The 21,665-nt window shown below is 55.3% G+C and carries 18 protein-coding genes; all 18 read left to right on the plus strand.

What is annotated here, in order from left to right:
• The first annotated feature begins 234 nt into the window (after nucleotides 1-234).
• The 18 genes from mraZ (at nucleotide 235) to secA (ending at nucleotide 21,616) form a co-directional block, all read left to right on the plus strand.
• Nucleotides 235-693 carry a division/cell wall cluster transcriptional repressor MraZ gene (gene mraZ / locus H7K52_RS09030; RefSeq protein ID WP_003854767.1) on the plus strand — a complete coding sequence of 153 codons (459 nt, stop codon included), beginning with the start codon at nucleotides 235-237 and terminating at the stop codon, nucleotides 691-693.
• Between the two features lie 2 nt (nucleotides 694-695).
• On the plus strand, nucleotides 696-1,637 hold the full coding sequence (rsmH, locus tag H7K52_RS09035) for a 16S rRNA (cytosine(1402)-N(4))-methyltransferase RsmH (RefSeq protein WP_003854766.1): 942 nt from the start codon (nucleotides 696-698) through the stop codon (nucleotides 1,635-1,637).
• Nucleotides 1,634-1,954, plus strand: coding sequence for a cell division protein FtsL (ftsL, locus tag H7K52_RS09040; protein ID WP_003854764.1), 321 nt, complete (start codon nucleotides 1,634-1,636; stop codon nucleotides 1,952-1,954). The genes rsmH and ftsL overlap by 4 nt, the downstream gene beginning before the upstream one ends.
• A gap of 16 nt (nucleotides 1,955-1,970) precedes the next feature.
• On the plus strand, nucleotides 1,971-3,737 hold the full coding sequence (locus H7K52_RS09045) for a peptidoglycan glycosyltransferase FtsI (RefSeq protein WP_003854762.1): 1,767 nt from the start codon (nucleotides 1,971-1,973) through the stop codon (nucleotides 3,735-3,737).
• Complete coding sequence (murE, locus tag H7K52_RS09050; protein WP_003854759.1) at nucleotides 3,724-5,211, plus strand: UDP-N-acetylmuramoyl-L-alanyl-D-glutamate--2,6-diaminopimelate ligase; 1,488 nt, start codon at nucleotides 3,724-3,726, stop codon at nucleotides 5,209-5,211. The genes H7K52_RS09045 and murE overlap by 14 nt, the downstream gene beginning before the upstream one ends.
• Nucleotides 5,208-6,566 (plus strand): UDP-N-acetylmuramoyl-tripeptide--D-alanyl-D-alanine ligase, encoded by a 1,359-nt coding sequence (gene murF, locus H7K52_RS09055; RefSeq protein WP_182629953.1) that lies wholly within the window; start codon nucleotides 5,208-5,210, stop codon nucleotides 6,564-6,566. The genes murE and murF overlap by 4 nt, the downstream gene beginning before the upstream one ends.
• Nucleotides 6,560-7,642 (plus strand): phospho-N-acetylmuramoyl-pentapeptide-transferase, encoded by a 1,083-nt coding sequence (gene mraY, locus H7K52_RS09060; protein ID WP_003854755.1) that lies wholly within the window; start codon nucleotides 6,560-6,562, stop codon nucleotides 7,640-7,642. The genes murF and mraY overlap by 7 nt, the downstream gene beginning before the upstream one ends.
• Before the next feature lie 2 nt (nucleotides 7,643-7,644).
• The gene (gene murD, locus H7K52_RS09065) at nucleotides 7,645-8,961 is read left to right on the plus strand and encodes a UDP-N-acetylmuramoyl-L-alanine--D-glutamate ligase (protein WP_003854752.1); all 1,317 of its coding nucleotides are present in this window, start codon (nucleotides 7,645-7,647) and stop codon (nucleotides 8,959-8,961) included.
• On the plus strand, nucleotides 8,961-10,175 hold the full coding sequence (gene ftsW / locus H7K52_RS09070; RefSeq protein ID WP_003854750.1) for a cell division protein FtsW: 1,215 nt from the start codon (nucleotides 8,961-8,963) through the stop codon (nucleotides 10,173-10,175). The genes murD and ftsW overlap by 1 nt, the downstream gene beginning before the upstream one ends.
• Nucleotides 10,172-11,230 (plus strand): undecaprenyldiphospho-muramoylpentapeptide beta-N-acetylglucosaminyltransferase, encoded by a 1,059-nt coding sequence (murG, locus tag H7K52_RS09075; RefSeq protein ID WP_003854746.1) that lies wholly within the window; start codon nucleotides 10,172-10,174, stop codon nucleotides 11,228-11,230. The genes ftsW and murG overlap by 4 nt, the downstream gene beginning before the upstream one ends.
• A gap of 70 nt (nucleotides 11,231-11,300) precedes the next feature.
• The gene (gene murC, locus H7K52_RS09080; RefSeq protein ID WP_003854744.1) at nucleotides 11,301-12,779 is read left to right on the plus strand and encodes a UDP-N-acetylmuramate--L-alanine ligase; all 1,479 of its coding nucleotides are present in this window, start codon (nucleotides 11,301-11,303) and stop codon (nucleotides 12,777-12,779) included.
• Nucleotides 12,769-13,689, plus strand: a complete 921-nt coding sequence (locus H7K52_RS09085; protein WP_182629954.1) for a D-alanine--D-alanine ligase — start codon at nucleotides 12,769-12,771, stop codon at nucleotides 13,687-13,689. The genes murC and H7K52_RS09085 overlap by 11 nt, the downstream gene beginning before the upstream one ends.
• Nucleotide 13,690: 1 nt before the next feature.
• Nucleotides 13,691-14,530 (plus strand): cell division protein FtsQ, encoded by an 840-nt coding sequence (gene ftsQ, locus H7K52_RS09090; RefSeq protein ID WP_003854740.1) that lies wholly within the window; start codon nucleotides 13,691-13,693, stop codon nucleotides 14,528-14,530.
• On the plus strand, nucleotides 14,527-15,783 hold the full coding sequence (gene ftsA, locus H7K52_RS09095; RefSeq protein ID WP_003854739.1) for a cell division protein FtsA: 1,257 nt from the start codon (nucleotides 14,527-14,529) through the stop codon (nucleotides 15,781-15,783). Before ftsQ ends, ftsA begins: the two co-directional genes overlap by 4 nt.
• Before the next feature lie 71 nt (nucleotides 15,784-15,854).
• Nucleotides 15,855-17,009 carry a cell division protein FtsZ gene (ftsZ, locus tag H7K52_RS09100; protein WP_003854738.1) on the plus strand — a complete coding sequence of 385 codons (1,155 nt, stop codon included), beginning with the start codon at nucleotides 15,855-15,857 and terminating at the stop codon, nucleotides 17,007-17,009.
• A gap of 101 nt (nucleotides 17,010-17,110) precedes the next feature.
• The gene (lpxC, locus tag H7K52_RS09105; RefSeq protein WP_008925578.1) at nucleotides 17,111-18,028 is read left to right on the plus strand and encodes a UDP-3-O-acyl-N-acetylglucosamine deacetylase; all 918 of its coding nucleotides are present in this window, start codon (nucleotides 17,111-17,113) and stop codon (nucleotides 18,026-18,028) included.
• A gap of 301 nt (nucleotides 18,029-18,329) precedes the next feature.
• Nucleotides 18,330-18,836, plus strand: a complete 507-nt coding sequence (secM, locus tag H7K52_RS09110; RefSeq protein ID WP_003854732.1) for a secA translation cis-regulator SecM — start codon at nucleotides 18,330-18,332, stop codon at nucleotides 18,834-18,836.
• Nucleotides 18,837-18,910: 74 nt separating this feature from the next.
• A complete protein-coding gene (secA, locus tag H7K52_RS09115; RefSeq protein WP_003854731.1) occupies nucleotides 18,911-21,616 on the plus strand; it encodes a preprotein translocase subunit SecA in 2,706 nt (901 codons plus the stop codon).
• Nucleotides 21,617-21,665: the final 49 nt, after the last annotated feature.

Below are 21,665 nucleotides of genomic sequence, written 5' to 3' on the forward strand. Positions count from 1 at the left end.
TTTTTAGTCTTTTTTCCCCGAGCCATTTTTTTTATTCAGTTATTCATTGGCTTAATTTTTAGTTTCTCCTTTTATTCGATTATATCGTCGCCAGACTTTAATTTTGCGCCTTGTAAAGAGTGATGTTCAACTGCCGCTCCGGCTTGACAAGGATTTCATGGGATCCTTAAACTCGTTTCGTGGTAAAAAGTGGGATAAAGTGGCGTAAATGGGTGATGAGGAGAAGAGACTGGCATGTTCCGCGGAGCAACGTTAGTCAATCTCGACAGCAAAGGGCGGCTCGCCGTACCCACGCGATATCGCGAATTGCTGATTGGGGAGTCTCAGGGGCAGATGGTCTGTACCATCGACCTCCACCAGCCATGCCTGTTGCTTTACACCCTGCCCGAATGGGAAATCATTGAAAAAAAGCTGGCACGCCTTTCCAGTATGAATCCACTTGAGCGCCGCGTGCAGCGTTTGCTGCTGGGACATGCCAGTGAATGTCAGATGGACAATGCAGGCCGCCTGCTGCTGGCGAATACGCTTCGGCAGCACGCAAAATTAACCAAAGAAGTGATGCTGGTTGGACAGTTCAATAAGTTTGAGCTGTGGGATGAACAGACCTGGTATCAACAAGTCAGGGACGATATTGACGCAGAACAGTCGGCTCAGGAACCTTTATCTGAGCGGTTGCAGGACTTGTCGCTATAGCTATGCAGGAAAATTTCAAACATACCACCGTGCTGTTGGATGAGGCGGTTAACGGCCTCAATATCAGGGAAGACGGTATTTACATCGACGGCACATTTGGTCGTGGTGGCCACTCACGCCTGATTCTTTCGCAACTGGGAGAGAAGGGAAAACTGATCGCCATCGATCGTGATCCGCAAGCTATCGCCGCTGCTGCTGAGATTACCGACCCGCGTTTTTCAATTATTCATGGCCCTTTTTCTGCGCTGGCAGAGTATGTTTCTGAACGGGATCTGGTCGGAAAAATTGACGGGATTTTGCTGGACCTGGGGGTTTCATCGCCGCAACTGGATGACGCTGAACGCGGCTTCTCCTTTATGCGTGACGGACCGCTGGACATGCGAATGGACCCGTCGCGTGGTCACTCAGCCGCAGAATGGTTGCTGCACGCGGAAGAGGCAGATATCGCTTTCGTCCTGAAGACTTACGGTGAAGAGCGATTCGCTAAACGTATTGCCCGGGCCATTGTCGAGCGCAATCGCGAGCAGCCGATGACCCGCACCCGTGAACTGGCTGAAGTCATCTCCATCGCTATGCCAGTGAAAGATAAGTTTAAACATCCGGCTACACGCAGCTTCCAGGCCATTCGCATCTGGATTAACAGTGAACTGGAAGAGATCGATATCGCACTGAAAGGCGCGGTTCAGGTACTCGCACCGCAGGGCCGTCTCTCTGTGATCAGCTTCCATTCACTGGAAGATCGGCTGGTTAAGCGCTTTATGCGCGATCAGAGTCGTGGACCACAGGTGCCGGCCGGAATACCGATGACTGAACATCAGCTGCGAGCCCTGGGTGGCCGTGAACTGAAGTTGCTCGGCAAAATGTCGCCGGGTGACGCTGAAGTCTCTGAGAACCCACGCGCGCGCAGCTCGGTTTTACGTATCGCGGAGAAAACCGACGCATGATCGGTAACGAGCGTCACAGTCTGCCTGCCGTTATCGGCGGGGATCTGCTGCGAAAGGGCAAGATTCCGGTGCTGTTGCTGATCGCTGTCGTGGTTTCTGCCGTGCTGGTGGTCACCACCACGCATAAAACACGACTGTTAACGGCACAGCGTGAACAGCTGGTGCTGGAGCGTGACGCGCTGGATATCGAGTGGCGCAACCTGATTCTGGAAGAGAATGCGCTGGGCGATCACAGCCGTGTTGAACGCATCGCCACCGAGAAGCTGCAGCTGCAGCACGTTGATCCTTCACAAGAAAATATCGTGGTGCAGAAATAAGGACTTAAGTTAGCGAATGAGCGGCACAGGCAGAACGCTGAAATTGAAGAAACCGGAAGATAAAGCCAGCTTTGTAAGCTGGCGTTTTGCGTTGCTGTGCGGCTGTATTTTACTGGCGCTGGGTGGATTGCTGTCACGTGTTGCCTGGCTGCAGGTGATCAATCCTGGCAAGCTGGTCAAAGAGGGCGATCTGCGCTCGCTGCGCGTTCAGGCGGTGCCAACCTCGCGCGGGATGATCAGCGATCGTGCCGGACGACCGCTGGCAGTGAGTGTCCCGGTTAATGCCATCTGGGCGGATCCAAAAGAGCTGCACGCCGGTGGTGGCGTCACGCTGGACAGCCGCTGGAAGGCACTCTCTGATGCGCTCTCTATCCCCCTTGACCAGTTGGCCGCGCGCGTAAATGCCAATCCTAAAGGCCGCTTTGTCTATCTGGCGCGTCAGGTCAATCCGGCCATCGGCGACTACGTCAAAAAACTCAAACTTCCCGGTATTCATCTGCGCGAAGAGTCGCGCCGTTACTATCCTGCCGGGCAGGTTACCTCTCATCTGATTGGCTTTACCAACATCGACGGGCAGGGCATTGAAGGCATTGAGAAGAGTTTTGATAAATGGCTGACCGGTGCGCCGGGCGAGCGGACGGTGCGTAAAGATCGCTACGGTCGCGTCATCGAAGATATCTCCTCTGTGGACAGCCGGGCCGCGCATAACCTGACTCTCAGCATCGATGAGCGCTTACAGGCGCTGGTCTACCGTGAACTGAATAACGCCGTGGCCTTTAACAAAGCGGAATCGGGCACGGCAGTCCTGGTGGATGTGAATACCGGCGAAGTACTGGCGATGGCCAACAGCCCGGCTTACAACCCGAATAATCTTGGCAACACGCCGAAAGATCTGATGCGTAACCGCGCCATCACCGACATTTTCGAACCTGGCTCGACCGTGAAGCCGATGGTGGTCATGGCGGCGCTGCAACGCGGCGTGGTCAGAGAGAACAGTGTCCTGAATACCGTGCCATATCGCGTCAATGGTCATGAGATCAAGGATGTGGCGCGCTACAACGAATTGACCCTGACAGGGGTTTTACAGAAATCGAGTAACGTCGGTGTTTCACGTCTGGCGTTAGCGATGCCTTCCTCAGCGCTTGTAGAAACTTATGCGCGCTTTGGACTGGGCAAACCGACCAATTTGGGGCTGGTCGGGGAAAGCAGTGGCTTATACCCTAAAAAACAACGGTGGTCTGACATAGAGAGGGCCACCTTCTCTTTCGGCTACGGGCTAATGGTAACGCCGTTACAGTTAGCGCGAGTCTACGCAACAATTGGCAGCTATGGCATTAATCGCCCGCTGTCGATTACCAAAGTGGATCCGCCCGTCGCGGGACAACGCGTTTTCGATGAGTCACTGGTGAAAACCGTGATGCATATGATGGAAAGCGTGGCGCTGCCTGGTGGCGGTGGGGTCAAAGCGGCCATCAAAGGTTATCGGATTGCGATAAAAACCGGTACAGCGAAAAAAGTCGGGCCCGATGGTCGCTACGTCAACAAATACATTGCCTATACCGCAGGCGTTGCGCCTGCCAGTCATCCCCGATTCGCGCTGGTGGTGGTGATCAACGATCCCCAGGCCGGCAAGTATTACGGTGGTGCGGTTTCTGCCCCGGTGTTTGGTGCCATCATGGGCGGCGTACTGCGCACCATGAACATCGAGCCGGACGCGTTACCGACCAATGACAAGAATGAGCTGGTGACTAACAGAAGTGAGGAAACAAGTGACAGATCGTAACCTGCGCGACTTACTCGGCCCCTGGGTGCCAGGCGCGCCGGCGCGCCCACTGCGCGACATGACACTGGATAGCCGCATTGCGGCTTCTGGCGATCTGTTTGTCGCTGTTGCAGGCCATCAGGTCGATGGACGCCGTTTCATCCCGCAGGCGATTGCTCAGGGCGTCGCCGCCGTGGTGGCCGAAGCTGAAGGCGAAGCCGCCGACGGCGAAATCCGTGAAATGCACGGCGTACCGGTTATCTATCTGGCCCAATTGCCTCAGCGTCTTTCAGCCTTAGCAGGCCGTTTTTATCAGCAGCCGGGTGAGAAACAGACGCTGATTGGCGTTACGGGTACAAATGGTAAAACCACCACGACCCAGTTGCTGGCGCAGTGGGCAACGCTGCTGGGTGAAACCAGCGCGGTCATGGGCACCGTCGGGAATGGGCTGGTGGGTCACTTGTCCGCGGCAGAAAATACCACCGGCTCAGCAGTTGATGTTCAGCATCTGCTGAACGATCTGGCGGAAAAAGGGGCGAGCCTGACCGCAATGGAAGTCTCGTCACACGGACTGGTTCAGCATCGCGTCGCGGCGCTGCCGTTTGCCGCAGCGGTCTTTACCAATCTCAGCCGCGATCACCTCGATTATCACGGTGATATGCAGAGCTACGAGTCAGCCAAATGGCTGCTGTTTTCTGAGCATCAGGTCGGGCAGGCGATTCTTAACGCCGATGATGAAGTCGGTCGTCGCTGGCTGGCGCGCTTACCGGATGCGGTGGCAGTCACCATGGAGAATAACCTCCAGCCTGGCTGCCATGGCCGCTGGCTGAAAGCCGATGCGGTGGAGTACCACGATAACGGCGCACACATCCGTTTCAGCTCCAGCTGGGGCAACGGAGAAATCAACAGTCCATTAATGGGCGCGTTCAACGTCAGCAATCTGATGCTGGCGCTGGCGACGCTGCTGTCACTGGATTATCCGCTGGCGACGCTGATCAACGTTGCACCGCAGTTGCAGCCGGTCAACGGGCGTATGGAAGTGTTCAGCGCCGCAGGAAAACCGACGGTCGTGGTGGATTATGCCCATACGCCGGATGCGCTGGAAAAAGCGCTGGAAGCAGCCCGCCTGCACTGCAAAGGCAAACTGTGGTGTCTGTTTGGCTGCGGTGGCGATCGTGACAAAGGCAAGCGCCCATTAATGGGCGCGATTGCTGAGCAATATGCGGATGTGGTGGTGATTACCGACGACAATCCGCGCAGCGAAGATCCGCAGGCGATTGTTAACGATATTCTGACCGGTTTGCTGGATCCGGGCCGCGCCCGGCTGGTGTCTGGCCGCGCGCAGGCCGTCACTAACACCATCATGCAGGCTCAGCCTGACGATATCGTACTGGTGGCCGGTAAAGGCCACGAAGATTATCAGATCATCGGCAATCGCCGTCTCGACTACTCCGATCGTGCCACGGTTGCGGCACTGCTGGGAGGCGCAGCATGATTCCGGTTTCATTAAAAACGCTTGCGGAGATCACCGGCGGAACGCTGCACGGCAGTGATTTAACCCTGAATGACGTAACGACGGATACCCGCAAAGTGACAGCAGGCAGTCTGTTTGTCGCGCTGGTGGGCGAACGTTTTGATGCGCATGACTTCGCTGAAGAGGCCATTGACAGTGGCGCACAGGCGTTACTGGTCAGTAAGCATTTACCTGTCTCTGTGCCTCAGGTCGTCGTGGAAGATACCCGACTTGCTTTTGGCCGACTGAGTGCCTGGGTTCGTCAGCAGTCCACTGCCCGCGTCGTGGCGCTGACCGGCTCGTCCGGCAAAACGTCGGTTAAAGAGATGACGGCTGCGATTCTGCGTGAGTGCGGTGAGACGCTCTACACCGCAGGCAATCTCAACAACGATTATGGCGTGCCGATGACGCTGCTGCGTCTGACCGCAGAGCATCAGTATGCGGTAATTGAGCTTGGCGCTAATCATCAGGGCGAAATCGCCTACACCACCGACCTGGTTAAACCGGAAAGCGCGCTGGTGAATAACCTGGCAGCGGCCCATCTGGAAGGCTTTGGTTCGCTGGCGGGTGTCGCTAAAGCCAAGGGCGAGATTTTTCAGGGCTTACCGGCGAATGGCATTGCGATTCTCAATGAGGAAAGCAACGACTGGCCAAACTGGCAGACCACGCTGCAGGACAAAACCGTGTGGCGCTTCTCGCCGCAGGCGGCAGCGTGTGATTTCTCTGCCCGTGATATCCGCATTGCGCAGGACGGCACCCATTTTGTGATGAAAACACCGCGTGGCGAGGCTGAGATTATGCTGCCGTTGCCGGGTCGGCATAACATCGCCAACGCACTGGCTGCGGCGGCTCTGGCCCTGTCAGTGGATGCCCCGCTTAGCGCCGTTCAGCAGGGGCTGAAAAACCTGCAATCGGTGCCAGGTCGCCTGTTCCCGGTGCGCCTCTCTGCGCATCAGCTGCTGCTGGATGACAGTTATAACGCGAACGTCGGATCGATGACCGCCGCCGTCCAGGTCCTGTCAGAGATGCCGGGCTACCGGGTGCTGGTCGCCGGCGATATGGCGGAACTGGGTGATGAGACCGAAAAATGCCACCGCGAAATCGGGGATGCGGCACGTGATGCAGGTATTGATCGCGTACTGAGCTGCGGAAAATTCAGCCATTTTATTAGTGAAAACAGCAAAGCTGGCGAACATTTCAGCGATAAGACAGCGCTGACTGAACGTTTGCGTCAATTGTTGTCCGAACACTCAGAAATTACCGTCCTGATAAAAGGCTCGCGTAGTGCCGCCATGGAGCAGGTAGTACAGAGCTTAAAGGAGAAAGGAACATGTTAGTTTGGCTGGCCGAGCATCTGGTCGCTTTTTATTCGGGCTTCAACGTCTTTTCCTATCTGACGTTTCGCGCCATTGTCAGCCTGCTGACAGCACTCTTTATCTCTCTCTGGATGGGGCCGCGCCTGATTGCGTGGCTGCAGAAATTACAGATTGGTCAGGTTGTCCGTAACGATGGCCCGGAATCGCATTTCAGTAAGCGCGGAACGCCAACAATGGGCGGGATTATGATTCTGACCTCCATCACCATTTCGGTGCTGATGTGGGCATATCCGTCGAATCCCTATGTCTGGTGCGTGCTGTTCGTGCTCATCGGCTTTGGCATCATCGGCTTTGTCGATGACTACCGCAAAGTGGTGCGCAAAGATACTAAGGGTCTGATTGCCCGCTGGAAATATTTCTGGATGTCGGTGATTTCTCTGGGCGTCGCGTTCGGGCTTTATGCAGCAGGTAAAGACACCCCGGCGACCCAGCTTGTGGTGCCCTTTTTCAAAGACATCATGCCGCAGTTAGGCCTGTTTTATGTGCTGCTGGCCTACTTTGTGATTGTCGGAACGGGTAACGCGGTCAATCTGACCGATGGTCTCGATGGTCTGGCGATCATGCCCACCGTCTTTGTCGCCGCAGGCTTTGCGCTGGTTGCCTGGGCCACCGGTAACGTGAAGTTTGCTGAATATCTTCATATTCCTTATCTGCGTCACGCCGGTGAGCTGGTGATTGTCTGTACCGCCATCGTCGGGGCAGGGCTGGGCTTCCTGTGGTTCAACACCTATCCGGCTCAGGTCTTTATGGGTGATGTCGGCTCACTGGCGCTGGGCGGCGCGCTGGGAACCATCGCCGTGTTGCTGCGTCAGGAATTTTTACTGGTGATTATGGGTGGCGTGTTTGTGGTTGAAACGCTGTCGGTAATCCTGCAGGTGGGATCGTTTAAGTTGCGCGGCCAGCGTATTTTCCGCATGGCGCCGATCCATCACCACTATGAACTCAAGGGCTGGCCGGAACCGCGCGTCATTGTGCGCTTCTGGATTATTTCGCTAATGCTGGTGCTGATTGGCCTGGCCACGCTGAAGGTGCGTTAATCATGGCTGACTATCGGGGTAGAAAAGTTGTCATTATCGGGCTGGGCCTTACCGGGCTCTCCTGTGTTGATTTCTTTTTAGCGCAGGGCGTAACGCCCCGCGTGATGGACACCCGTGTCTCGCCGCCGGGGCTGGATAAATTGCCCGGGCAGGTTGAACGTCACCTGGGCGGCATCAACGGTGACTGGCTGCTGGCGGCCGATCTGATTGTTGCCAGCCCTGGCGTCGCGCTGGCGCATCCGATTCTTAGCGAAGCCGTCGAAGCCGGAATCGAAATCGTCGGTGATATTGAGCTGTTCTGCCGCGAGGCGCAGGCACCTATCGTGGCGATCACCGGTTCCAACGGTAAAAGCACCGTTACAACGCTGGTGGGTGAAATGGCGAAAGCCGCGGGCTGGCAGGTGGGCGTTGGCGGGAATATCGGTCTGCCCGCACTGAGTCTGCTGCAATCACCAGCACAACTTTATGTACTGGAACTTTCCAGCTTCCAGCTTGAGACCACATACAGTCTGAAAGCGGCTGCGGCAACCGTGCTCAACGTCAGTGAAGATCATATGGATCGCTATCCGCTGGGTATGCAGCAGTATCGCGCCGCCAAGCTGCGGGTTTATGAGAATGCACAGATCTGCATCGTTAACGCCGATGACGCACTGACAATGCCGGTCCGCGGCGCAGATACCCGCTGTGTCAGCTTTGGTGTCGATTTTGGTGACTATCACCTGAATAAGCAGCAAGGCAGCATCTGGCTGCGGGTGAAGGGCGAGAAAGTCCTGAACACCGCTGAAATGAAGATGGTGGGACAGCACAACTATACCAACGCGCTGGCGGCACTGGCGCTGGCCGATGCGGTCGGTCTGCCACGCGCTTCAAGCCTGGCGGCCTTAACGCACTTTAACGGTCTGGCGCATCGTTTCCAGCTGGTCCATGAACATCAGGGCGTGCGCTGGATCAATGACTCCAAAGCGACCAATGTCGGCAGCACCGAAGCGGCGCTCAATGGCCTGCAGGTTCAGGGAACGCTGTGGCTGCTGATGGGCGGTGATGGTAAGTCAGCCGATTTTACGCCGCTGATCCCCTGGCTGCAGGGCGACAACGTGCGTCTTTACTGCTTTGGCCGCGACGGTGATGCGCTGGCCGCGCTGCGTCCTGATATCGCCGTGCGCACAGAAACCATGCGGCAGGCGATGGAGCAGATCGCGCCGCAGGTTAACGCAGGCGATATGGTTCTGCTGTCGCCGGCCTGCGCCAGCCTTGACCAGTTCCGTAACTTTGAGCAGCGCGGTGAGCAGTTCGCGCAACTGGCGAAGGAGTTGAGCTGATGCGTATTCCTGGTGCCGGACTGGCGGGATATTTCTCAGGACGCCTGAAAGATTGGGTCATGGGCGCACGTGAAAGTGATGACTCTTCACTGGTGCTCTATGACCGCACACTGCTATGGCTCACGCTGGGCCTGGCGGTGATTGGTTTTGTGATGGTGACGTCGGCATCAATGCCGGTGGGTCAGCGTCTGAATGACGATCTCTTTTACTTCGCCAAGCGTGATGCTTTCTACATCGTGCTGGCATTAGGTATGGCACTGGTCACGTTGCGGGTGCCGATGGATTTCTGGCAGCGCTACAGCAACGTGATGCTGATGGTCACGGTGGCGATGCTGCTGATTGTTCTGGTAGTTGGTAGCTCGGTAAACGGTGCATCGCGCTGGATTGCACTGGGTCCACTGCGTATCCAGCCGGCTGAGTTGTCGAAGCTCTCTCTGTTCTGTTATCTCGCCAGTTATCTGGTGCGCAAAGTGGAAGAGGTGCGTAACAACTTCTGGGGCTTCTGTAAGCCGATGGGCGTGATGGTCGTGCTGGCCGTGTTACTGCTGGCACAGCCGGACCTCGGTACGGTGGTTGTGTTGTTTGTGACTACGCTGGCGATGCTGTTCCTGGCCGGTGCCAAGCTGTGGCAGTTCATGGCAATTATCGGCTCCGGCATTTTTGCGGTAATTCTGCTGATCATTGCAGAACCCTACCGTATGCGCCGTGTGACGTCGTTCTGGAATCCGTGGGAAGATCCCTTTGGTAGCGGCTACCAGCTGACTCAATCGCTGATGGCATTTGGTCGCGGTGAATTCTGGGGGCAGGGGCTCGGTAACTCTGTGCAAAAGCTGGAATATCTGCCGGAAGCCCATACCGACTTTATTTTCGCCATCATCGGGGAAGAACTCGGCTACGTCGGTGTGGTATTGGCACTTTTAATGGTATTCTTCGTCGCTTTTCGTGCGATGTCGATTGGCCGTCGTGCTCTGGAACTGGATCAGCGTTTTTCCGGCTTTTTAGCCTGTTCGATTGGTGTCTGGTTCAGCTTCCAGGCGCTGGTTAACGTCGGGGCTGCCGCAGGTATGTTACCGACCAAAGGTCTGACCTTACCGCTGATCAGTTACGGTGGGTCGAGTCTGATCATTATGTCGACCGCCATCGTTTTTTTATTACGCATAGATTATGAAACGCGCCTGGCGAAAGCGCAGGCGTTTACCCGAGGTGGTCGATGAGCGGTAAGCGATTGATGGTGATGGCAGGTGGAACCGGCGGACATGTCTTTCCCGGTCTGGCTGTCGCCCATCATCTGATGGAACAGGGCTGGCAGGTTCGCTGGTTAGGCACCGCCGACCGTATGGAAGCCGATCTGGTGCCGAAGCACGGCATCGAAATCGACTTTATCCGCATCAGCGGACTACGCGGTAAGGGCATGAAAGCGTTGCTGCTGGCACCGCTGCGCATCTTCAATGCATGGCGTCAGGCGCGTCGCATCATGAAAGCGTGGAAGCCGGATGTCGTGCTGGGCATGGGCGGCTACGTTTCCGGTCCGGGCGGCTTAGCGGCCTGGAGCTGCGGTATTCCGGTTGTGCTGCATGAGCAGAACGGTATTGCCGGTCTGACCAATAAATGGCTGGCGAAAATCGCCACCAAAGTTTTGCAGGCGTTTCCGGGCGCGTTTCCTGCCGCCGACGTGGTAGGAAATCCGGTTCGCACTGACGTTCTGGCACTGCCTTTACCTGCGCAACGTCTGGCAGATCGTCATGGCCCGATTCGGGTGCTGGTGATTGGTGGAAGTCAGGGCGCACGGATACTGAACCAGACGCTACCGCAGATTGCGGCGCTGGTGGGTGATGAGATCACCCTGTGGCATCAGACCGGCAAAGGGGCGCTGCCTGAAACAGAGAAAGCGTATCAGCAGGTCGGTCAGACGCAGCATAAAGTGACCGAATTTATTGATGATATGGCTGCTGCTTATGCCTGGGCTGATGTGGTGGTATGCCGCTCCGGCGCGTTAACCGTGAGCGAAGTTGCTGCCGCTGGTTTACCGGCCATTTTTGTGCCGTTTCAGCACAAGGATCGCCAGCAGTACTGGAACGCGCTGCCGCTGGAAAAAGCGGGCGCCGCCAGAATTTTTGAGCAGCCGCAATTTACTGCGGAGGCTGTAGCGGATCTGCTACGCCACTGGGATCGTGCAACACTGCTGACGATGGCTGAACAGGCCCGTCAGGTGGCTATCCCCGATGCGACTGAACGAGTCGCTCAGGAAGTGGCTCGCGCCGCAAAGTAATCATTCCGGTCAGCGCGTCTGACCTGTACCCGGACTGGGTACAAACTGAAATAGCAGGTAACAGAGAGCGATGAATACACAACAATTGGCAAAACTGCGTTCTATCGTGCCCGAGATGCGTCGCGTCCGGCACATCCACTTTGTCGGCATCGGCGGTGCTGGCATGGGCGGTATTGCCGAAGTGTTAGCAAATGAAGGCTACCATATCAGCGGTTCAGATCTGGCCCCTAACCCGGTGACGCAGAATCTGATTGCGCTGGGTGCCACTATTTATTTTAACCATCGCCCTGAAAACGTGACCGATGCCAGCGTGGTCGTGGTCTCCAGCGCCGTTTCGCAGGATAACCCTGAACTGGTAGCAGCACGTGAACAGCGCATTCCGGTGATCCGTCGCGCGGAGATGCTGGCTGAACTGATGCGTTTCCGTCACGGCATTGCCGTTGCAGGGACCCATGGCAAAACGACGACGACGGCGATGGTGTCGAGCATTTATGCGGAAGCGGGTCTCGATCCGACTTTCGTTAACGGCGGACTGGTTAAAGCAGCTGGCACCCATGCCCGTCTGGGTAACAGCCGGTATCTGATTGCTGAAGCGGATGAGAGCGATGCGTCGTTTCTGCATCTGCAGCCGATGGTGGCGATTGTGACCAACATTGAAGCTGACCATATGGACACCTATCAGGGCGATTTTGAGAACCTGAAGCAGACCTTTATTAACTTCCTGCACAACCTGCCGTTTTACGGTCGTGCGGTGATGTGCGTGGATGATGCAGTTATTCGTGACCTGATTCCTCGCGTGGGCCGTCATATCACCACGTACGGTTTCAGTGACGATGCGGATCTGCGCATTGAAAATTACGAGCAGAGTGGCGCGCAGGGGCATTTCACTCTGATTCGTCAGGATAAAGCGCCGCTGCAGATTACGCTGAACGCGCCGGGCCGCCACAATGCCCTGAACGCAGCCGCCGCTGTCGCCGTCGCCAGTGAAGAAGGCATCGAAGACAATGCGATTCTGGCCGCACTGGAGAGCTTCCAGGGCACAGGCCGTCGCTTTGATCTGCTGGGTGAATTCCCGACCGAGCCGGTTAATGGACAACCGGGCACCGCGATGCTGGTGGATGATTACGGTCATCACCCAACCGAAGTTGACGCGACGATTAAAGCCGCGCGCGCAGGCTGGCCAGATAAAAAGCTGGTGATGGTGTTTCAGCCGCACCGTTATAGCCGTACCCGCGATCTGTTTGATGATTTCGCCAACGTACTGTCGCATGTCGATGTGTTGCTGATGCTGGATGTATACTCCGCTGGTGAGACCGCGATTCCAGGCGCTGACAGTCGTTCGCTCTGCCGTGCCATTCGTAACCGGGGCAAGGTCGATCCGATTCTGGTGCCGGAACATGACGCACTGCCGGAGATGCTTGCACCGCTGCTGTCAGGCAATGACCTGATTCTGGTACAGGGTGCCGGGAACGTCGGCAAGGTTGCCCGCAAGCTGGCGGACACGAAGCTCCAGCCAGAACGCAAAGCGGAGGATCGTCATGGCGGATAAAGTTGCAGTATTAATGGGTGGCACGTCGGCAGAGCGCGAGGTTTCGCTCAACTCGGGTCAGGCCGTGATTGCCGGATTGCGGGAAATGGGTATCGATGCACATGGCATCGATACCCGCGATGTCTCCGTGCTGACGCTGAAAGAGCAGGGCTTTACCAAAGCCTTTATCGCGCTACATGGTCGCGGCGGTGAAGATGGCACGATGCAGGCGGTGCTGGAATTCCTGCAACTGCCTTACACCGGCAGCGGCGTGATGGCATCGGCGGTGACGATGGATAAGTTGCGCACCAAACTGCTGTGGCAGGGGCGTGGTTTACCATCAGGAAAATTTGTCTGGCTGACGCGTCAGCAGTTTGAGGGCGGGCTGGATGAGGAGAGCAACGCGGCGATTGCAGCGCTTGGCCTGCCACTGTTTGTGAAGCCAGCCTGTGAAGGCTCCAGCGTGGGCATCAGCCGTGTTAACAATCTGCACGCGCTGCCAGCGGCACTGGAGATGGCGTTTAAGTACGACAATGACGTACTGGTCGAGGCGTTTCTCAGCGGCGCGGAGTATACCGTCGCGATTGTGGGCGATCGTATCCTGCCCTCAATAGAAATAAAGAGCGCCAGCGAGTTCTATGACTATGAAGCTAAATACATTTCTGACGATACTCAGTACGTCTGTCCGGCCGAGTTAAGTGCTGAACGTGAAGCTGAATTGCAGCAGCTGGTGCTGGCGGCCTGGCGTGCGCTGGGCTGTCGTGGCTGGGGACGGGTTGATGTGATGACCGACGGGGAAGGGCGCTTTCAGTTACTGGAAGCCAATACTTCCCCAGGCATGACCAGCCACAGCCTGGTCCCTATGGCAGCAAAACAGGCGGGTATGAGCTTCCCGCAGCTGGTAGCCCATATTCTGGAGTTGGCCGACTGATATGTCACAGGCGGCGATGAGAGTTCGAAACCGTGAACCGCAGGAGCGTATTCGCACCGGGCGCAGTAACGGTGCCCGACTGTTCGGCATTTTTTTCCTGCTGATCGTTATCGGGATTATGGTTGCCGGCGGGCTGGTGGTGCTGAAGTGGATGAACGATGCGTCCCGGCTGCCGTTGTCAAAACTGGTGGTGACAGGACAGACGCATTACACCACACACGACGATATTCGACAGGCGATTTTGTCGCTGGGTCCGCCCGGCACGTTTATGTCACAGAATGTGGACATTCTGCAGCAGCAGATTGAGCGGCTGCCGTGGATTAAACAGGTCAGTGTGCGTAAGCAGTGGCCGGACGAACTGAAGATCCACCTGGTGGAGTATACGCCGGTGGCGCGCTGGAACGATTTGCATATGGTGGATGCAGAAGGTAACGCCTTCAGCGTACCCGCCAGTCATGTCGGCAAAGAGACACTGCCGATGCTGTATGGGCCAGAAGGGAGTGAGAAAGAGGTCCTGGCAGGCTATCACAGCATGGATGATGTGCTAAAAGCCCGGAAGTTTACCCTGAAGGTGGCGTCAATGACGGCCCGTCGTTCATGGCAGCTGGTCACCAGTGATGATGTACGTATCGAACTGGGACGCAGCGACACCATGAAACGACTGAATCGCTTTATTGAGCTCTACCCGGTACTGCAACAGCAAGGTCAGAACGAGAGCAAACGTATCAGCTACGTGGATTTGCGATATGACTCGGGCGCTTCTGTTGGCTGGACACCGGTCGTGATGGAGCCACAGGACAGTAATCAGCAACAGAACCAGGCACAGGCTAAACAACAATGATCAAGGCAACGGACAGAAAACTGGTAGTTGGACTCGAAATCGGCACTGCGAAAGTTGCCGCCCTGGTTGGGGAAATTCTGCCCGATGGTATGGTCAACATTATTGGGGTGGGCAGCTGTCCTTCCCGTGGTATGGATAAAGGTGGCGTAAACGATCTTGAGTCGGTGGTGAAATGCGTTCAGCGCGCCATCGATCAGGCTGAGCTGATGGCGGATTGCCAGATCTCCTCCGTCTACCTTGCTTTATCGGGCAAACATATCAGTTGTCAGAACGAAATCGGGATGGTTCCGATTTCAGAAGAGGAAGTGACTCAGGATGATGTAGAGAATGTCGTACATACCGCTAAATCGGTGAGAGTGCGCGACGAGCATCGCATCCTGCACGTTATTCCTCAGGAATACGCGATCGACTATCAGGAAGGGATCAAGAATCCGGTTGGGCTTTCTGGCGTGCGTATGCAGGCGAAAGTGCACCTGATCACCTGCCACAACGACATGGCGAAGAACATCGTTAAAGCCGTTGAGCGTTGCGGACTGAAAGTGGATCAGCTGATTTTTGCCGGTCTCGCCTCCAGTTTTGCCGTTTTGACTGAAGACGAACGTGAGCTGGGCGTGTGTGTTGTCGATATTGGTGGCGGTACAATGGACATAGCCGTATATACCGGCGGCGCTTTACGGCACACTAAGGTTATTCCGTATGCAGGCAACGTTGTCACCAGCGATATCGCCTATGCGTTTGGCACACCGCCAACGGATGCTGAAGCGATTAAAGTGCGTCATGGTTGCGCGCTGGGCTCGATTGTCGGCAAAGATGAGAACGTTGAGGTACCGAGCGTGGGCGGACGTCCACCACGTAGCCTGCAACGTCAGACGCTGGCGGAAGTGATTGAGCCGCGTTATACCGAACTTTTGAATCTGGTTAATGACGAGATTCTGCAGTTACAGGAACAACTGCGTCAGCAGGGCGTAAAGCATCACTTAGCCGCAGGCATTGTCCTGACCGGTGGTGCAGCGCAAATTGAAGGACTGGCGGCCTGTGCGCAACGCGTATTCCATACGCAGGTGCGTATCGGACAGCCGCTGAATATTACCGGCCTGACTGACTATGCGCAGGAATCGTACTACTCCACTGCCGTGGGACTGTTGCATTACGGCAAAGAGTCGCACATGAACGGTGATGCAGAGACCGAAAAACGGGTCTCAGTAGGTAACTGGTTCAAGCGTATTAACAGTTGGTTAAAAAAAGAGTTTTAATTTTTGTGAAAGGGGATCATGCTGTTTTCTTTAGTGATCTCCAGGCGACAGGCACATAACGGAGAGAAATCATGTTTGAACCTATGGAATTAACCAACGACGCGGTGATTAAAGTCATCGGCGTTGGTGGCGGCGGCGGTAACGCCGTAGAGCACATGGTACGCGAACGTATCGAAGGTGTGGAATTCTTTGCTGTGAATACCGACGCGCAAGCGCTGCGTAAAACAGCTGTCGGCCAGACCATTCAGATCGGTAATAACATTACCAAAGGTCTGGGTGCGGGTGCGAATCCGGAAGTAGGCCGCAACTCAGCAGAAGAAGATCGCGAAGCACTGCGGGCTGCGCTGGAAGGGGCAGACATGGTCTTCATCGCAGCAGGCATGGGCGGCGGTACCGGTACCGGTGCAGCCCCTGTAGTTGCTGAAGTGGCTAAGGATCTCGGTATCCTGACGGTGGCCGTTGTTACCAAGCCGTTCAACTTCGAAGGCAAAAAGCGCATGGCGTTTGCTGAGCAGGGGATCGCTGAACTTTCTAAGCACGTCGATTCACTGATCACTATTCCCAACGACAAGCTGCTGAAAGTGCTGGGCCGTGGTATTTCCCTGCTGGATGCATTTGGCGCTGCTAACGACGTGCTGAAAGGCGCAGTCCAGGGTATTGCCGAGCTGATCACCCGTCCGGGCCTGATGAACGTCGACTTTGCTGACGTGCGTACAGTGATGTCTGAAATGGGCTATGCCATGATGGGTTCAGGCGTTGCGTGCGGTGAAGATCGTGCGGAAGAAGCGGCTGAAATGGCGATCTCCAGCCCACTGCTGGAAGATATTGATCTGTCAGGCGCCCGTGGCGTGCTGGTCAACATTACGGCGGGCTTCGACCTGCGTCTGGATGAGTTTGAGACCGTGGGTAACACTATCCGCGCCTTCGCCTCTGACAACGCAACCGTTGTAATCGGTACCTCTCTGGATCCGGAAATGAATGACGAACTGCGCGTCACTGTCGTGGCAACCGGTATCGGCATGGACAAACGTCCGGAAATCACGCTGGTCACCAACAAGCCAGCCAGCCAGCCAGTGATGGATCATCGCTATCAGCAGCACGGTATGTCACCGCTGCCGCAGGAGCAAAAACCAGCTGCCAAAGTCGTTAACGACCAGGCTGCGCAGTCGAACAAAGAGCCTGACTATCTTGATATTCCGGCCTTTTTACGTAAGCAGGCCGATTAGGATTAACCCTATAATTGGGATTATCCGCTCTTTGTGCTAAAGTGTCTGTCCGCTGGTAAAGTATACTGGCGGTCGGAAAGGTGATACTGCGAGATAATGCGATGATCAAACAAAGGACATTAAAACGTATTGTTCAGGCGACGGGTGTCGGTTTACATACCGGCAAAAAAGTCACACTGACATTACGCCCTGCGTCGGCTAATACCGGGGTCATCTATCGTCGCACCGACTTGAATCCACCGGTAGATTTTCCGGCTGATGCAAAATACGTGCGCGACACCATGCTGAGTACCTGCCTGGTGAATGATGAAGGCGTGCGTATTTCAACGGTTGAACACCTCAATGCCGCCCTGGCGGGTCTGGGTATCGACAACATTATTGTTGAAGTCGATGCGCCGGAAATCCCGATCATGGATGGCAGCGCAGCACCGTTTATCTATCTGCTGATGGATGCGGGTATCGAGCAGCTCAACAGCGCGAAGAAATTTGTGCGTGTTAAGCAGACCGTGCGTGTGGAAGAGGGTGACAAATGGGCCGAGATCAAACCGTACAACGGTTTCTCGCTTGATTTCACCATCGACTTCAAACACCCGGCTATCGACTCCAGCTCACAGCGCTATGCGATGAACTTCTCTGCTGACGCCTTTGTTCGTCAAATCAGCCGGGCGCGTACATTTGGCTTTATGCGTGAAATCGAATATCTGCAGTCTAAAGGCCTGTGCCTGGGCGGTAGCTTAGATTGTGCGATAGGTCTGGATGATTTCCGCGTACTGAATGAAGAAGGTCTGCGTTTTGAGGACGAGTTTGTTCGTCACAAAATGCTGGACGCGATTGGCGACTTGTTTATGTGTGGTCACAACATCATTGGCGCATTCTCTGCGTTTAAATCGGGTCACGCGCTGAATAACAAGTTGCTGCAAGCGGTTCTGGCTAAGCAGGAAGCCTGGGAATGGGCAACCTTCGAAGACGAAGCTGAACTGCCAGTGGCATTCAAAGCACCGAATCTGGTTCTGGCTTAACTACCCCAGAACGTGAAACGGCTGGTTATGCTGACACCCTCTCCGGTCAGCGGCGCCAGCCGTTTTTTTATGGCTTTCTGTCATACTCCTGACGATTGCGACGTCGCTCGCAACACATTGTCTGTTCTGCTGAATTGCTGAACAATCACACGCGTTTTCTCACACCGCCACTTTAATCCCAGGTGTGGATGCCCCACATTAATGTTACTATCTGTGGCGCTTTTACAGGCCGAAATCCGTTGCGGCTCGCGGCGGGTACACGAAAACAAGAGCGCAACAGAGCATGCGCGATGGAAAGGTTGTGATCGGGATTCTTCAGCGCTGGCGACAATTAGGTAGACGCTATTTCTGGCCTCATCTCCTGTTAGGGATGGTAGCGGCCAGCTTTGGCCTGCCAGCCTGTGCGCAAAGCGCCGAACCCAACGCGTCCTCTGAATCGCCAGCCAGCAGCCTCTTTCTTGGCAATGCCACACGCTTTGATCATTTAATCCGGCTCCAGGAAGCGTCACGGCGCCCGAGCTTCAGCGTGGATTACTGGCATCAGCACGCCATCCGCACCGTTATTCGTCACCTCTCTTTCACGCTTGCCCCCCAGGCGCAGGCGGAACAACAGCAGTTACCGCTGGCGGCCCAAAAGCTGGCGCTTATTGACTCACTGCATAATTTACTGACATCGCATTCTGCGCTGCATACCGCACCGCAGCAGATGGCAACACCGCCTCTCTTCATGGCCGTTACCCGTTCATGGGTAGAATGGCATGCCAGTGTGCATGGCATCCGCGCCGGACCCGCCCGATTGTTCTGCTAATAGTATTGGTTTTACTCACTCTGTTTAGATTTCGCAGTCCGGAATATTCCGGCTGAATTGAGAATATATTTATTATGTTTAGCAAAATATTAACCAAGGTTTTTGGTAGCAGTAACGATCGTACGCTGCGTCGTATGCGCAAGGTGGTGGATGTCATCAATAAGATGGAGCCTGATTTTGAGAAGCTCTCTGACGATGAACTGAAAGCTAAAACCGACCTGTTCCGCGAGCGCCTGAAAAAAGGTGAATCGCTGGAGAGTCTGATCCCGGAAGCGTTCGCGACCGTGCGTGAAGCGAGTAAACGTGTGTTCGGTATGCGTCACTTTGATGTGCAGCTGATCGGCGGCATGGTGCTGAACGACCGCTGCATCGCTGAGATGCGTACCGGTGAAGGTAAAACCCTGACCGCAACGCTGCCAGCCTACCTGAATGCGCTCTCTGGTAAAGGTGTTCACGTGGTGACCGTCAACGACTATCTGGCACAGCGTGATGCGGAAAACAACCGACCACTGTTTGAGTTCCTGGGTCTGACGATTGGTATCAACATGTCGGGCCTGCCGGCTGTGGCGAAGCGTGAAGCATATGCAGCAGACATTACCTACGGCACCAACAACGAGTATGGCTTCGACTACCTGCGTGACAACATGGCGTTCAGCCCGGAAGAGCGCGTACAGCGTAAACTGCACTATGCGCTGGTGGATGAGGTCGACTCCATCCTGATCGATGAAGCGCGTACACCGCTGATCATCTCCGGTCCGGCAGAAGACAGTTCTGATCTCTACACCAAAGTGAACAAGATCATCCCTCACCTGGTTCGCCAGGATAAAGAAGATACCGAAACCCATCAGGGTGAAGGCGACTTCTGGGTCGATGAGAAAGCGCGTCAGGCTCATATGTCTGAACGCGGTCTGGTGAAAGTGGAAGAGCTGCTGGTCAGCCAGGGCATCATGGAAGCGGGCGAGTCACTCTACTCGCCGACTAACATCATGCTGATGCACCATGTCACTGCGGCACTGCGCGCGCATGCACTCTTTACCCGCGATGTTGATTACATCGTGAAAGATGGCGAAGTGGTAATTGTTGATGAACACACCGGCCGTACCATGCAGGGTCGTCGCTGGTCAGATGGTCTGCATCAGGCGATTGAAGCGAAAGAAGGCGTAGAGATCCAGAACGAGAACCAGACGCTGGCCTCTATTACCTTCCAGAACTACTTCCGTATTTACGAAAAGCTGGCCGGTATGACCGGTACTGCTGATACCGAAGCGTTCGAATTCAGCTCTATTTACAAGCTCGACACCATTGTCGTGCCGACTAACCGTCCGATGGTGCGTAAAGATCTGGCTGACCTGGTCTACATGACAGAGAAAGAGAAGATCGATGCGATTATCGAAGATATCCGTGAGCGTACAGCCAATGGACAGCCGGTACTGGTGGGCACCATCTCGATTGAAAAATCAGAAGTGGTCTCTAATGAACTGACCCGCGCCGGTATCAAACATAACGTCCTGAACGCCAAATTCCACGCCCGCGAAGCGGACATCGTGGCGCAGGCTGGTCAACCGGGCGCGGTCACTATCGCGACCAACATGGCCGGACGTGGTACGGACATTATGCTGGGCGGTAGCTGGCACGCTGAAGTGGCCGAACTGGAAGAGCCAACTGAAGCGCAAATCGAAGAGATTAAAGCGGCCTGGCAGATTCGTCATGACGCGGTGCTGGCGTCAGGTGGTTTGCATATTGTGGGTACTGAGCGTCACGAATCGCGTCGTATCGATAACCAGCTGCGTGGTCGTGCAGGTCGTCAGGGTGACGCCGGTTCTTCACGCTTCTACCTGTCGATGGAAGATGCGCTGATGCGTATTTTCGCCTCAGACCGCGTGTCAAATATGATGCGTAAACTGGGCATGAAGCCAGGCGAAGCGATTGAGCACCCGTGGGTGACTAAAGCGATTGCCAACGCGCAGCGTAAAGTCGAAAGCCGTAACTTCGATATCCGTAAGCAGCTGCTGGAATATGATGATGTGGCTAACGACCAGCGTCGTGCGATCTACAGTCAGCGTAATGAGCTGCTGGATGTGTCTGATGTGAGCGAAACCATCAACAGTATTCGCCACGATGTCTACAAAGCCACTATCGATACCTACATTCCGCCACAGTCGCTGGAAGAAATGTGGGACGTGCCTGGCCTGGAAGAGCGTCTGCGCACTGACTTCGATCTTAACCTGCCGATTGCAGAGTGGCTGGACAAAGAGCCCGATCTGCATGAAGAAGTGCTGCGTGAACGCATCATGACCCATGCCATGGAAAGCTACGCAGAGAAAGAAGAGATCGTGGGCGCGGAAATGATGCGCAACTTCGAAAAAGGCGTGATGCTGCAGACGCTGGACTCTCTGTGGAAAGAGCATCTGGCAGCGATGGACTATCTGCGCCAGGGTATCCATCTGCGCGGCTATGCGCAGAAAGATCCAAAGCAGGAGTACAAGCGTGAATCCTTTGCCATGTTCGCCGCAATGCTTGAATCACTGAAGTATGAAGTGATCAGTACGCTGAGCAAAGTTCAGGTGCGCATGCCAGAAGAAGTTGAAGCGATGGAGCAACAGCGTCGCGAAGAAGCTGAACGTCTGGCACAGCAACAGCAGCTGAGCCATGTGGAAGAAGATCTGCTGGCAGCTGAGCCTGTGGCTGAGCAAAGTGGAGAACGCAAAGTGGGCCGCAACGATCCCTGCCCATGTGGTTCCGGTAAAAAGTATAAGCAGTGTCATGGCCGTATCGCCTGAGGCTAAATGCTGATAAAAAAGGAGCCGCTGGCTCCTTTTTTTATGGCCT

Origin of the sequence: Pantoea hericii (assembly GCF_014155795.1) — a bacterium.
GTDB classification, from domain to species: domain Bacteria; phylum Pseudomonadota; class Gammaproteobacteria; order Enterobacterales; family Enterobacteriaceae; genus Pantoea; species Pantoea eucalypti.

What these genes read in the sequence shown, in the direction of transcription:
- mraZ (WP_003854767.1), top strand. Translation starts at nt 235, where the DNA reads ATGTTCCGCGGAGCAACGTTAGTCAATCTCGACAGCAAAGGGCGGCTC.
- rsmH (WP_003854766.1), top strand. Translation starts at nt 696, where the DNA reads ATGCAGGAAAATTTCAAACATACCACCGTGCTGTTGGATGAGGCGGTT.
- ftsL (WP_003854764.1), top strand. Translation starts at nt 1,634, where the DNA reads ATGATCGGTAACGAGCGTCACAGTCTGCCTGCCGTTATCGGCGGGGAT.
- H7K52_RS09045 (WP_003854762.1), top strand. Translation starts at nt 1,971, where the DNA reads ATGAGCGGCACAGGCAGAACGCTGAAATTGAAGAAACCGGAAGATAAA.
- murF (WP_182629953.1), top strand. Translation starts at nt 5,208, where the DNA reads ATGATTCCGGTTTCATTAAAAACGCTTGCGGAGATCACCGGCGGAACG.
- mraY (WP_003854755.1), top strand. Translation starts at nt 6,560, where the DNA reads ATGTTAGTTTGGCTGGCCGAGCATCTGGTCGCTTTTTATTCGGGCTTC.
- murD (WP_003854752.1), top strand. Translation starts at nt 7,645, where the DNA reads ATGGCTGACTATCGGGGTAGAAAAGTTGTCATTATCGGGCTGGGCCTT.
- ftsW (WP_003854750.1), top strand. Translation starts at nt 8,961, where the DNA reads ATGCGTATTCCTGGTGCCGGACTGGCGGGATATTTCTCAGGACGCCTG.
- murG (WP_003854746.1), top strand. Translation starts at nt 10,172, where the DNA reads ATGAGCGGTAAGCGATTGATGGTGATGGCAGGTGGAACCGGCGGACAT.
- murC (WP_003854744.1), top strand. Translation starts at nt 11,301, where the DNA reads ATGAATACACAACAATTGGCAAAACTGCGTTCTATCGTGCCCGAGATG.
- H7K52_RS09085 (WP_182629954.1), top strand. Translation starts at nt 12,769, where the DNA reads ATGGCGGATAAAGTTGCAGTATTAATGGGTGGCACGTCGGCAGAGCGC.
- ftsQ (WP_003854740.1), top strand. Translation starts at nt 13,691, where the DNA reads ATGTCACAGGCGGCGATGAGAGTTCGAAACCGTGAACCGCAGGAGCGT.
- ftsA (WP_003854739.1), top strand. Translation starts at nt 14,527, where the DNA reads ATGATCAAGGCAACGGACAGAAAACTGGTAGTTGGACTCGAAATCGGC.
- ftsZ (WP_003854738.1), top strand. Translation starts at nt 15,855, where the DNA reads ATGTTTGAACCTATGGAATTAACCAACGACGCGGTGATTAAAGTCATC.
- lpxC (WP_008925578.1), top strand. Translation starts at nt 17,111, where the DNA reads ATGATCAAACAAAGGACATTAAAACGTATTGTTCAGGCGACGGGTGTC.
- secA (WP_003854731.1), top strand. Translation starts at nt 18,911, where the DNA reads ATGTTTAGCAAAATATTAACCAAGGTTTTTGGTAGCAGTAACGATCGT.